The organism is Haemophilus parainfluenzae, assembly GCF_003252725.1.
Taxonomy (GTDB): Bacteria; Pseudomonadota; Gammaproteobacteria; order Enterobacterales; family Pasteurellaceae; genus Haemophilus_D; species Haemophilus_D parainfluenzae_L.
The window spans coordinates 373,148-385,128 of the sequence record NZ_QEPO01000001.1 but is presented as its reverse complement, the minus strand read 5'-3'; the positions used below and the strand labels follow the sequence as shown (position 1 = coordinate 385,128).

Here is an 11,981-nt window from a genome sequence, read left to right as displayed (position 1 = left end):
CCTAATTCTTTAAGCTAATTTTGCTAAACGAGTAAACTCTTCGCCACGTTTTTCAAAAGAGGCAAATTGATCCAAACTTGCACAAGCAGGAGATAATAACACCATATCACCTGATTTTAAATGTGGACGTAAAAATGAAATGGCTTGCTCCATGGTTTCAAACAAATGGCTTTGACTTGAAAGTGCCGCAAGTTGTTTGCCATCACGGCCAAAGCAATACGTTGAAATATGAGGTTGGTTGATTAAATCAGCGAGTTCAGAAAAATCCGCACCTTTACCATCACCACCTAATAAAAGGTGTAACGTTCCCTCAACATATAATCCTGCCAATGCTGCAACGGTGCTACCTACATTGGTGGCTTTAGAATCATTAATCCAACGAATGCCATTCGCTTGATGGGCTAATTGGAAACGATGATCTAAGCCTTTAAATTGACGAAGTGCGGTACGAATTGCCTCTAAATTTATACCTACTGCTTGCGCTAACGCTGTCGCCGCTAAAATATTCATGTAATTATGACGGCCAACCAAGGTTGCTTCATCACAAGGTAAAATGACTTCCTCTTTCGCCATTAAGTACTGTTTGCCGTTTTCGGTTTTCAACCAGTAATCTGCTTGATTTTCAGCAAAAGACACCACCTTCTTAGCTTGATTTTCACCTTCGCCAAAAGTGAGTTTATCTTCTAAATTCACTACTGCTGTTTCTGCATTGTGGTAAATGCGTAATTTGGCTTGGCGATAATCTTCTAAATCCACATAGCGATCCATGTGATCTTCAGTCACATTAAGTACAGTCGCTGCAGCCGCTTTCAAACTATAAGTCGTTTCAAGTTGGAAACTGGAAAGTTCTAATATATAAAGATCGCAATCTTCATTTAATAATGACAACGCCGGAATGCCAATGTTTCCACCCATTCCTACTTTTATTCCCGCCGCTTTTGCCATTTCATAGACCAATGTTGTCACGGTGCTTTTACCGTTAGAACCAGTAATTCCTACAATTGGTTTGGTGGCGGCTCGGCAGAATAATTCAATATCTCCAATCACTTCTACGCCCGCTGAAAGTGCGGTCTGAATTTCAGGTGTTTTTACCGCGAGTCCCGGGCTAATGACAATAATATCGCTTTCAAGTAACCATTGTTGATTTAGACTACCCGTGTGTAAAGGAACATTTTTAGGTAATTGCTCTGCGCCTGCTGGATGTTGGCGAGTATCAATTACACGAATATTCGCTTGTTGAGATTGAAGATATTCAACGCAAGAAAGACCTGTTTTTCCGAGGCCTATGATGGTGATAGTTTTATTTTGATATAGAGTTGTCATGTTGTTTTTCTTCTCTCGTATTCTGGGATCACGCAGGGTGCAACAAGTGCACCCTACAAAAATTATCTTAGTTTGAGCGTTACAAGCCCCATCAACACCAACATTAAGGAGATAATCCAAAACCGAATAATCACTCTTGGTTCTGGCCAACCTTTTAATTCAAAGTGGTGATGAATTGGTGCCATTCTAAAAATACGTTGTTTTCTTAATTTGTAAGAACCCACTTGCAAAATCACAGACAAGGCTTCAACAACAAATACACCACCCATAATCACTAATAAGAATTCTTGACGAACAAGGATGGCAACAACACCGAGTGCTCCACCAAGTGCTAGAGAACCTACATCCCCCATAAAGACCTGAGCTGGGTAAGTATTAAACCATAAGAAACCTAAGCTCGCGCCTACGATTGCGGTACAGAACACCACCACTTCAGAACTATATTTGATATAAGGAATATGTAAGTATTCTGCAAAATTAACGTTACCGGTCGCCCATGCAATCAAAGCAAATGCACCAGCTACTAAAGCTGTTGGCATAATGGCAAGACCATCTAAACCGTCGGTTAAGTTTACCGCATTACCAGTGCCTACAATCACAAAGTAAGACAACACGATATAGAATAAACCTAATTGCGGCATGATATCTTTGAAGAATGGAATCACTAAACGGGTTGCATCGGTATCATGACCTAACCAATACAACCAAATGATTGCCACTAATGCGACTACTGACATCCAGAAATATTTCCAACGCGCAATTAAACCATCGGTATTTTTACGTGTAATTTTACGGAAATCATCCACAAAGCCAATTGCACCGTAGCCAAACAACACAAATAAGCAAATCCAAACATAAGGATTCATTAAGTTAGCCCATAATAACGTACTCACACCGATGGAGAATAAAATCATCACACCGCCCATAGTTGGGGTGCCTTTTTTCGCAAAGTGACTTTCAGGACCATCATTACGCACTTCTTGGCCAAATTTTAAAATTTGAAGGCGTTTGATCACTTTCGGACCAATCCATAAAGAAATGAAAAGTGCGGTCAATAATGCCAAAATCGCACGTACGGTAATATAGGAAATGGCATTGAATGCCGTTTCATAGCGAACTAAATATTCAGCAAGCCAAACTAACATAAGCTATCCTTTAATGAATAAATCGTCTCTTCCATTTTCATTGAGCGCGAGCCTTTCGCTAATACGACGACTTTTTGGTTTTCTTGTAATTTCTGTTTAATAATATCTAACGCATAAGCTGTCAATTCAGCTTTATCTGTAAAATGTTTTCCCAAAACAGCTTCAGAAATGACCGCACTTTCCGTTCCGTAAGAAAGCACTAAATCTAATTTCGCTTGTTTTGCATGTTCGCCCACTTGTTGATGACATTTTAGACTATCCTCGCCTAATTCTTTCATATCGCCCACGAGTAGAATGCGGAAAGCATCATAACCTTTTAAAACATCAATCGCCGCTTGTAAAGAATCGACATTCGCATTGTAAGTATCATCTAATAAAAGGAGATTTTCATTTACTTGAATCGGGAATAATCTTCCTTTAACTTGAGAACGATGTTCAAGACCTACTTTTACATCAGCGAGACTTGCGCCCACATTCATGGCAAGTGCGGTCGCCGCCAACGCATTTTTAACATTATGCTCACCTAAATAAGGTAAATTAATTTCAATGCTACCTTTTGGCGAAACTAACGTAAATGTTGATCCATTAGGTGAATGTTTTACATTTTCAGCTTTGTAATCGCCACCATTAAAATATTGAATAGCATGCGAACTAATTTCTTTTTGCCACAATTCAATATAATTATGTTCACTGTTAATAATGGCTACACCATTTGGGGTTAAACCACGATAGATTTCACCTTTCGCACGTGCAACACCTTCAATTGAACCAAAACCTTCTAAATGTGCTGCTGCTACATTATTCACTAATGCGGCTTCAGGCTGAGCAAGATGCGTAGTGTAATCAATTTCACCTTGATGATTAGCACCTAATTCAATAACAGCAAATTTATGTTGTTCGGTTAAGCGTAATAACGTTAATGGTACGCCAATATCGTTGTTGAAATTACCATTTGTGAATAACACGGCCTCAGGATTACCTGCTGTTTGTTGCAGAATGGATGCTGTCATCTCTTTCACTGTGGTTTTACCTGAAGAGCCTGTCATCGCCACAGTACGAGGATTAATTTTTTCACGTAACCATTTTGCTAATTGACCAAGGGCTAAGCGCGTATCTGCAACAACTAATTGTGGCGTTGCAATTTCAGTGTTGGCTTGTTGCACAACTAAGGCTTTCGCACCTTGCTCAACGGCTTTATCTAAGTATTGATGTGCATCAAAATGCTCACCTTTTAATGCAAAGAAAAGTGAGTTGGATACCGATTTACGCGTATCCGTATTGATATTTTCAACAACGGCCTGCTCATCTCCAATAAGATTAGCATTTAAAATTTTAGCAAGCTGTTGGGTAGTTAGTTTAATCATTCTGTTTTTATTTTTTCGTTAAATAAGCTTCAGCCACTTCTTGATCGGAGAAATGAAGTGTTTTATCCCCAATGATTTGATAGTTTTCATGCCCTTTACCGGCAATCACAATCACATCATTTTCAACCGCATTCTCAATGGTAAATTTAATAGCTTCTTCGCGATCTGGAATCACTCCAACATCTTCCATTCGACTAAAACCAGTCAGGATATCTGCTTCAATTTTATTTGGATCTTCTGTACGCGGATTATCTTGGGTTACGATCACTAAATCTGCAAACTGCTCAGCAGCTTTTGCCATCAGCGGACGCTTGCCTGCATCACGATCTCCGCCACACCCAAAGATACACCAAAGTTTACCTTTGCAGTGTTCACGCGCGGCATTTAATGCCTTTTCTAATGCATCTGGAGTATGGGCATAATCAACGATAACCGTTGGTTTTCCTGCTTTTTTAATCAATTCCATTCTTCCATTTACCCCTTTTAGCTGTGAAACAGTACGGATAAGATCGTCGAAAGAATAACCTAAAGCCAATAAAACGGCTGTGGCTAACAGCAGATTACTCACGTTAAAGGCGCCAATTAATGGGCTATGTAATGTGCCATTACCCCAACTTGAAGCAACATCAATCACTGCACCTTCGTGAGTAAAACGAATCTGTGTTGCATAAAGCCATTGTTTAGAAGTTGGTTGAAAATCTGGGCGACAGCTGACTGCAATACCATTTGGTAATTCACTTAACCACGCAGCCCCAACTGAATCGTCAGCATTGAAAATTTGTAATTCGGGGGCTAAATCAACGAAAAAGCGTTTTTTAGCTTCCGCATACTTTTCCATTGTCTCGTGATAATCCAAATGATCACGACTTAAATTGGTAAAAATGGCGGCTTTAAATTTAAGGGCTTCAACGCGATGTTGAACTAAACCATGTGAAGACACTTCGATAGAAGCAAAATCTGCCCCATTCTCTACAAAATCAGCAAGGTTTTCTTGAACTTCAACGGCTGAGCCTGTGGTATTTTTTGCTTCTTTGACTTGACCTAATAAACCATTGCCAATGGTGCCCATGACAGCAGCTTTATGTCCTAATAAGGTCGCCCATTGAGCTAATAATTGAGAAACGGTGGTTTTACCGTTTGTTCCAGTCACACCAACTAAAGTCAATTTTTCGGAAGGATTATCATAAAATTGACCGGCCAACGCTGAAAGATTGGCAGATAAATGATAATAATGAATCACAGGCACATTATTTTGCCATTGGATGTTCAAATGCTCGTTTTCTAAATCTGTTTCTAAAACGACCGCAATTGCACCAGAAGAGATGGCTTGAGGAACAAATTGACTCGCATCAAAACGATGCCCTTTTACTGCCACAAATAGATCTCCTTGAGTCACTTTGCGGCTATCTAACACCATTGCCTTCACATTAATGTCTGAAAGCACCGGAAGATCAAAAAGTGCGGTCAATTTTTTCATTGTTTTGCCTTTTCTTAATTCATTTTTTCAAGTTTTTGATCGCTTAAGCGAACGGTACGTCTTGCTGTTTTTTCTGTTGGTTCTGCATCTGGCGCAATACCATTAGCGCGTAATGCATAGCCCATGATGCTTGAGAATACTGGCGCAGATACCGCACCACCATAGTACTGCCCGGCTTTCGGATCGTTAATCAAAATAACTAATGCATAACGTGGATCGCTAATTGGTGCAATACCCGCAGTAAATGCCACATATTTATTAACATAGTGACCATTTTCAATTTTTCGCGCTGTACCTGTTTTCACGCCAACACGATAACCTTCAACCATCGCACGTTTATTTTTGATCGCGACTTTTTCTAACATGCCCACTACGTCTTTCGTGATTTTTTCAGAGAAGACACGTTGACCAATAACTGGCGGATCTACTTTAGTAATAGAAAGTGGGCGATAAATCCCAAAGCTACCTAAAGTTGCATAAGCGCGTGCAATTTGTAATGGTGTTGAAGTGATGCCATAACCATAAGCCACAGTAGCACGTTCGATATCTGCCCAACGTTTACGGTTTGCATTTAATACACCACGTTGTTCACCAATTAAGCCTAACTCAGTATCTTTACCTAAACCTGCATTTTGGTAAGTTTCCATTAATGCTGAAGGTGGCATACGTAACGCAAGACGGCTCACACCACGGTTACTGGAGTTAATCAAAATTTCATCTAAGGTTTGTTGTGGGCGAGGTGCCACGTCGACAATTTCTTTACCACTTACGGTAAATGAACCTGTATTAATTACCTCATCACGTCTCACTGCGCCACGTTGAAGTGCGGTCAATACAACAAAAGGTTTTACGGTTGAACCGGGTTCAAAGGTATCGGTAATCGCACGGTTACGTTTTAATTCATCTTTGACATTAGCCAAATTATTTGGGTTATAAGAAGGTGCAGTTGCCATAGCTAATACTTCACCCGTACGTACATCCACCAATACGGCTGTGCCTGATTCTGCTTTGTTCTCTGTTACCGCTTTTTTGATTTCACGATACACCATGGATTGTAATTTTTCATCAATACTTAAGGTGACATCTTGTGCATCGTATTTTTTCTCATCAGCAATATGTTCAACCACGTTACCACGTTTGTCTTTACGAACAACACGCGCACCGTCTTTACCCACTAACATTGAATTGAAGCTTGCCTCAACACCTTCAATCCCTTTACCATCAATGTTAGTAAAGCCGATTAATTGAGCCGCCTCTTCTACACGAGGATAAAAACGACGTGGTTCTGTCTCTAGTGAGATACCTTTAATTTTGAGTTCACGGATATAATTCGCTTTGCTCGCTTCTACTTGACGTGCTAAATACAAGAAGCCTGATTTTGCATTTTTCTCAATTTTTTTCACCAACTCGGCTGGTGTCATATTTAATTCGTTAGCAAGGGCTTTAATACGTTCTTTATCATCTAATGCATTTTCTTTTAGCATTAAACGCGGTTCAGCCACGATTGCACTCATCGGTACACTCACCGATAACAATTGGCCGTTACGATCTAAAATTGAGCCGCGAACAGAGAGGACATCATCTTTACGTAATGAACGTTTGTCCGCTTCACCAGAAAGGGTTTCAGAATTAACAGATTGCACATAAGCAGCACGAGCTACTAATGCGCCTAAACCTAAGAAAATAAAACTTGTTGCGATGAGATAACGACCACGAAGAAAGCATTTCTCAAACACCATCTTCGGTTTATTTGGTTTTACTGAGGCAGGTTGAGCCAATTTTCTAATTGTTTTCTTTGGCTTTACTGGTTTCTTAGAGGAATTAAATCTAACCATTTTATTCAAAATCCCTATTCAAAAATAACCACTTCTTGTTCACTTTGAACACGTTGCATTTTTAATGTACCGATTGCAATGGATTCAACTCTTGTATTATCACTTTCGGTTGCTTCTTGTAATTGCAAATTGCGATATTCGTTTTCAAGCGCTTGGTGTTGTAATACCAACTGCCCGTTTTCAGAAATCAAGCCTCTTGTTTGGTGGGTCATCCAAATTGTGCCCATTGCAGAAGCTAAAATTAATAAAAGTAAGACGACAATTAATTTATTAGAAGAAAAAATATCTTCAACGAGAATATGTTGTAAAGGATAACGTTCGCTATTTTCTAACATCTTATTTCACCCTTTCCGCAATACGTAACACCGCGCTTCTTGAACGTGGATTCGCTGAAATTTCAGCCTCACTTGGCTGGATTGCCTTACCTATGATTTTTAATTTTTGATTACGTTGAATTTGGTCTTCACGTAATGGTAAACCTCTCGGAATATCCTCACCTTTACTTTGTTTACGCATGAAATGTTTTACCATTCTGTCTTCAAGTGAATGAAAACTGATAATCGATAAACGCCCTTCAGGTGCCAACATATCTAATGCAGAATTCAATACACTTTCTAACTCATCTAATTCAGCATTAATATAAATTCGAATGGCTTGGAAGCTACGAGTTGCTGGATGTTTATGTTTATCTTTAAACGGTACAGATTGAGCAATTAATTCAGCGAGCTGAGAAGTACGACTTAAACATTCTGTGCCATTTTTAATCGCACTTTTGTTGAACTCTACGATGGCAGTCGCAATTCGTTTTGCAAAACGCTCTTCCCCGAAGGTTTTTAACACCCAAGTTAAATCATCAACAGATACCTGTTTTAGCCACTCTGCCACGGATAAACCTTGTGTGGTATCCATGCGCATATCTAACGGGCCATCTTTCATAAAACTGAAACCACGCTCTGCTTCATCAAGCTGTGGAGATGATACGCCTAAATCCAGCAAAATACCGTCAATTTTACCAACTAAATCGAGTTTTTGACAGATATCTGGAATGTGTGAAAAGCTATTATGTTCAATATGAAAACGAGGGTCTTGAATTTTTTCAGCTTCAGCAATTGCACGAGGATCACGATCCACTGCAATTAAACGACCATGTTCAGAAAGCTGCGAGAGAATGAGGCGAGAATGACCACCACGACCAAAGGTACCATCGATATAAATTCCGTTTTCTTTCAACGCCAAACCATTCACCGCTTCGTGAAGCAAAACCGTGATATGTTCAGGTGCAGAAAAGGAATTTTGCGTAGTCATAAATAAAAAGTAAACGTTAAATCAAAATCGATAAAGAAAAGATAGAGCGGCGCAAGCACCGCTTATCCTGCTAGTGCTGCTGTTCTATAATGACAGCATTTTTAGTTCTTCAGAAGCACCGAATTCAGCACTTGAGCCAATTTCGATATCCTCATCAATTTGTGCGTACCATTCAGTATCGCTCCAAATTTCAAATTTGTTCAACTGCCCTACCAACATTAAGCCTTTTTCTAATTTTGCGTGTTGACGTAATGGACCACTCAATAAGATACGACCTTGCGCATCCATTTCACATTCTGTGGCATAACCGAGCATTACACGTTGTAAACGGCGCTGATTTGGGTCAAAGTTGGAGAGTGAAAGTAGTTTTTGTTCGATTTTTTCCCATTCATCTAAAGGATAAAGTAATAAACAAGGTTGACGAATATCAACGGTACAAACCATTTGACCTTGGTTCTTTTCCATGATTTCAGCACGATAACGAGTAGGAATCGCTACACGACCCTTCGCATCTAAATTTACCGCTGCTGCACCACGAAACATTTCTCTACCTTTAAACGTTTATTTTTAGAAAAATTTGGCAGAATTTTCCACAAAATTCCACTTTTCACCACTTTGCGTAAGTTTATCGGTTGTAGCCTTAACTTGCAAGCAATTAAAACGTAAAGATTGGTAAATTTTGGCAATAAAATAAACAAAAAAACCGTTTAAGGTCTCCCTCAAACGGTTTTTCAATTTTTAACTCAATTTAATTAGTTATTTACATACGCTTCTTCGTCACGATCACCTAATGGTTTAAGCTGTGTGAAGAATAATACCAAGCAAAGAACAGTTAAGCCTAAGCCGATATAAACAGATAATTGATAGTCTAAACCGAAACCGATTTTGTTGTATGCAAGATAAGTAAAACATACAGTACTGATAAATGCCGCAGGGATTGTACATACCCAGTGGAATTTATTATAGCGATATAAGTACGCTGCTGCAGTCCATAACATAACCATCGCGGTGGTTTGGTTTGCCCAAGTGAAGTAACGCCATAAGACAGAGAAATCCACTTTTGATACGATATAACCAACCACGAATAATGGTACAGCAATAATTAAACGTTTAGCTAAGGTTTTTTGTTCTAAATGGAAAAATTCTGCAATAACAAGGCGTGCTGCACGGAATGCTGTATCGCCTGATGTAATTGGAAGAACAACCACACCTAATACTGCAAAAATACCACCAACAAGACCTAAGAAGTGGATTGAAGAATCATAAACCACTTTAGAAGGCGAACCCGCTTTAATCGCAGCTAACAAATCTGGTAAAGAATCATAGAAACTTAAACCAACTGCACACCATACTAATGCAATCACACCTTCACCGATCATCGCACCGTAGAAAATGAAACGCCCTTCTTTTTCGTTTTCAGTACAACGTGCCATTAACGGACTTTGTGTTGCGTGAAAACCAGATAATGCACCACAAGAGATAGTTAAGAACAAGAGTGGCCATAATGGTAAATCTGCACGGGTTTCAAAGTTTTGGAAGAATTTCTCAAAAGACATACCGTCCACAGAACGATAGAAAGAAATTGGATCTGCTGAGCTAAGATCTGCACTTACTAAACCATATACCATACCTACAGACATAAAGAGTAATAATGCACCGAAGAATGGGTAGATACGACCGATGATTTTATCAACTGGAAGTAATGTCGCAAGAATATAGTAAATGAAGATGATACCAGTCCAAACACTGATAACTGTCGCTTTATCCATACCCCAAACGGTAATACCACCTGCTTCAGCTACTTGATGGATTTCTTCCGCATTGCTAATAGAAATGCTACCTGATGCGGCACCGAACACATCCATTGTAATCGTACCCATTAATTGAGCTGGACTTGCAACGAATACCACCCCCACTAATAATAAAAGTACAACTGCTAGGATGTTAATAAATGCTTTAACCGGACGACCTAAGTATTTACCTGCTAGGTTAGGCATAGATGCACCACCATTACGTACACTTAACATTCCGCAGAAATAATCGTGTACCGCACCGGCAAAGATACAACCCACTACAATCCAAAGCATTGCAACTGGTCCGTATAACGCACCAAGAATTGGACCAAAGATTGGACCTGTACCTGCAATGTTTAATAATTGAATTAACCAAATCTTAGTTTTAGACATTGGCATATAGTCAACGCCATCATTCATTGTATAAGCTGGCGTTTTACGGTTTGGATTGATCACAAAAATGCGCTCAATTACACGACTATAAAAGAAATAACCTGCAAGCAATAACGCCACGCAGAAGAAAAACCACAACATAAAAAATACTCCTCAGGAATAAATGAATACCGAAATTTAGTCATATACTAGACTTCGTCGGCGGTATTCTAAGTGAAAATCATCAAAATCAAAATTTTAATTTTTACATTGTTTCAATTTTGTGATCCATGTCACGTTTATCATTCCGTTTTTTTCACTTACAATAGGCATATAAATTAAAATAATTAATAAAGGATTATCAATGGCTCTCACCCGCTGCCCTGAATGTCGTAAAAAAATCAGCGAATCTGCTCAGTTTTGTCCAAATTGTGGGTTCTCTTTTAAAAAAGAAGATCTTGAAATTTACAAACAAAAACTCGAACAACGACGCCAACAAAATGCCGAAATTAATCGAAAAAGTACTAAACTTCACCTTATTTGGTTGGCTATTTTTACTATCGTTATCTTATTGGCAAGTTGGTTAACGGGGAAATAACAAAGTGCGGTCAAAAAACAATGAGAATTTTGACCGCACTTCATCTTTATTACTTAGCTACAGGTGAATCTTTTATTTTATCTAACAATACACTCACCACCTTCGGTACGCCCTTTCCCGCTTTTTCTTTTATTGCGATGACTTGCTTACGAACAAATCCTGTATTGGGATTTGGATCGACCAAGTAAATTGGCGCTTTGCTTGGCGCTTCATTAACTAAGCCATTCGCAGGATACACTTGCAAAGAAGTACCAATCACTAACACGACATCCGCTTGCTCTACGATATCCACTGCACGTTCTAACATAGGCACCATTTCACCGAAAAAAACAATATATGGGCGCATTGGATGACCGTTAGGATCTTTATCTTCCAATTTCTGATCGCCAAAACAATCCACAATATAACTTTCATCAAAACTACTACGGGCTTTATTCAGTTCACCATGTAAGTGTAAAACATTCAAACTTCCTGCTCGTTCATGTAAATCATCCACATTTTGCGTGATAATTCTCACATCATAGGCTTTTTCTAATTCAACTAAGGCGATATGTGCAGCATTTGGCTTAGCTGCAGCCGCATTTTTTCGTCGTTGGTTATAGAAATCTAATACTTTTGCACGATTCTTTTGCAAGGCCTCAGGCGTACAGACCTCTTCAACTTTATGCCCTGCCCATAAACCATCTTCTGCTCTAAATGTAGGAATACCACTTTCGGCACTAACTCCTGCGCCTGTTAATACGACACAAATAGGTTTCATAATATCCTC

At 39.2% G+C, this 11,981-nt stretch carries 11 protein-coding genes; 1 reads left to right on the top strand and 10 read right to left on the bottom strand.

Features of this window, described 5'->3' with window-relative positions:
• Positions 1-9 precede the first annotated feature (9 nt).
• The 9 genes from murD to DPV85_RS01920 form a co-directional block, all read right to left on the bottom strand.
• On the bottom strand, positions 10-1,323 hold the full coding sequence (murD, locus tag DPV85_RS01960; protein ID WP_111326723.1) for a UDP-N-acetylmuramoyl-L-alanine--D-glutamate ligase: 1,314 nt from the start codon (positions 1,321-1,323) through the stop codon (positions 10-12).
• A 62-nt stretch (positions 1,324-1,385) separates the two neighbouring features.
• A complete protein-coding gene (gene mraY / locus DPV85_RS01955) occupies positions 1,386-2,468 on the bottom strand; it encodes a phospho-N-acetylmuramoyl-pentapeptide-transferase (RefSeq protein ID WP_111326721.1) in 1,083 nt (360 codons plus the stop codon).
• Positions 2,462-3,832 (bottom strand): UDP-N-acetylmuramoyl-tripeptide--D-alanyl-D-alanine ligase, encoded by a 1,371-nt coding sequence (gene murF, locus DPV85_RS01950; RefSeq protein WP_111326719.1) that lies wholly within the window; start codon positions 3,830-3,832, stop codon positions 2,462-2,464. Before murF ends, mraY begins: the two co-directional genes overlap by 7 nt.
• 7 nt (positions 3,833-3,839) lie before the next feature.
• Positions 3,840-5,309 carry a UDP-N-acetylmuramoyl-L-alanyl-D-glutamate--2,6-diaminopimelate ligase gene (murE, locus tag DPV85_RS01945; RefSeq protein WP_111326717.1) on the bottom strand — a complete coding sequence of 490 codons (1,470 nt, stop codon included), beginning with the start codon at positions 5,307-5,309 and terminating at the stop codon, positions 3,840-3,842.
• 14 nt (positions 5,310-5,323) lie between these two features.
• Complete coding sequence (locus DPV85_RS01940) at positions 5,324-7,144, bottom strand: penicillin-binding transpeptidase domain-containing protein (RefSeq protein WP_111326715.1); 1,821 nt, start codon at positions 7,142-7,144, stop codon at positions 5,324-5,326.
• 14 nt (positions 7,145-7,158) lie between these two features.
• Positions 7,159-7,479, bottom strand: a complete 321-nt coding sequence (gene ftsL, locus DPV85_RS01935) for a cell division protein FtsL (RefSeq protein WP_005696538.1) — start codon at positions 7,477-7,479, stop codon at positions 7,159-7,161.
• 1 nt (position 7,480) lies between these two features.
• Positions 7,481-8,449, bottom strand: a complete 969-nt coding sequence (gene rsmH / locus DPV85_RS01930) for a 16S rRNA (cytosine(1402)-N(4))-methyltransferase RsmH (protein WP_111326713.1) — start codon at positions 8,447-8,449, stop codon at positions 7,481-7,483.
• 84 nt (positions 8,450-8,533) lie between these two features.
• A complete protein-coding gene (gene mraZ, locus DPV85_RS01925; protein WP_005696540.1) occupies positions 8,534-8,992 on the bottom strand; it encodes a division/cell wall cluster transcriptional repressor MraZ in 459 nt (152 codons plus the stop codon).
• Positions 8,993-9,201: 209 nt separating this feature from the next.
• Positions 9,202-10,776 (bottom strand): carbon starvation CstA family protein, encoded by a 1,575-nt coding sequence (locus DPV85_RS01920; RefSeq protein ID WP_111326711.1) that lies wholly within the window; start codon positions 10,774-10,776, stop codon positions 9,202-9,204.
• Between the two features lie 202 nt (positions 10,777-10,978).
• Between DPV85_RS01920 and DPV85_RS01915 the strand changes: the two genes are divergently transcribed.
• The gene (locus DPV85_RS01915; protein ID WP_111326709.1) at positions 10,979-11,212 is read left to right on the top strand and encodes a zinc ribbon domain-containing protein; all 234 of its coding nucleotides are present in this window, start codon (positions 10,979-10,981) and stop codon (positions 11,210-11,212) included.
• Between the two features lie 49 nt (positions 11,213-11,261).
• Here DPV85_RS01915 and DPV85_RS01910 read toward each other — a convergent pair whose 3' ends face one another.
• Positions 11,262-11,972, bottom strand: a complete 711-nt coding sequence (locus tag DPV85_RS01910; RefSeq protein ID WP_111326707.1) for an SIR2 family NAD-dependent protein deacylase — start codon at positions 11,970-11,972, stop codon at positions 11,262-11,264.
• Positions 11,973-11,981: the final 9 nt, after the last annotated feature.

Bases quoted from the DNA above. Each gene is read 5' to 3' on its own strand.
- murE (WP_111326717.1), bottom strand. From the start codon at position 5,309: ATGAAAAAATTGACCGCACTTTTTGATCTTCCGGTGCTTTCAGACATT.
- mraZ (WP_005696540.1), bottom strand. From the start codon at position 8,992: ATGTTTCGTGGTGCAGCAGCGGTAAATTTAGATGCGAAGGGTCGTGTA.
- rsmH (WP_111326713.1), bottom strand. From the start codon at position 8,449: ATGACTACGCAAAATTCCTTTTCTGCACCTGAACATATCACGGTTTTG.
- ftsL (WP_005696538.1), bottom strand. From the start codon at position 7,479: ATGTTAGAAAATAGCGAACGTTATCCTTTACAACATATTCTCGTTGAA.
- DPV85_RS01920 (WP_111326711.1), bottom strand. From the start codon at position 10,776: ATGTTGTGGTTTTTCTTCTGCGTGGCGTTATTGCTTGCAGGTTATTTC.
- murF (WP_111326719.1), bottom strand. From the start codon at position 3,832: ATGATTAAACTAACTACCCAACAGCTTGCTAAAATTTTAAATGCTAAT.
- DPV85_RS01910 (WP_111326707.1), bottom strand. From the start codon at position 11,972: ATGAAACCTATTTGTGTCGTATTAACAGGCGCAGGAGTTAGTGCCGAA.
- DPV85_RS01940 (WP_111326715.1), bottom strand. From the start codon at position 7,144: ATGGTTAGATTTAATTCCTCTAAGAAACCAGTAAAGCCAAAGAAAACA.
- murD (WP_111326723.1), bottom strand. From the start codon at position 1,323: ATGACAACTCTATATCAAAATAAAACTATCACCATCATAGGCCTCGGA.
- DPV85_RS01915 (WP_111326709.1), top strand. From the start codon at position 10,979: ATGGCTCTCACCCGCTGCCCTGAATGTCGTAAAAAAATCAGCGAATCT.
- mraY (WP_111326721.1), bottom strand. From the start codon at position 2,468: ATGTTAGTTTGGCTTGCTGAATATTTAGTTCGCTATGAAACGGCATTC.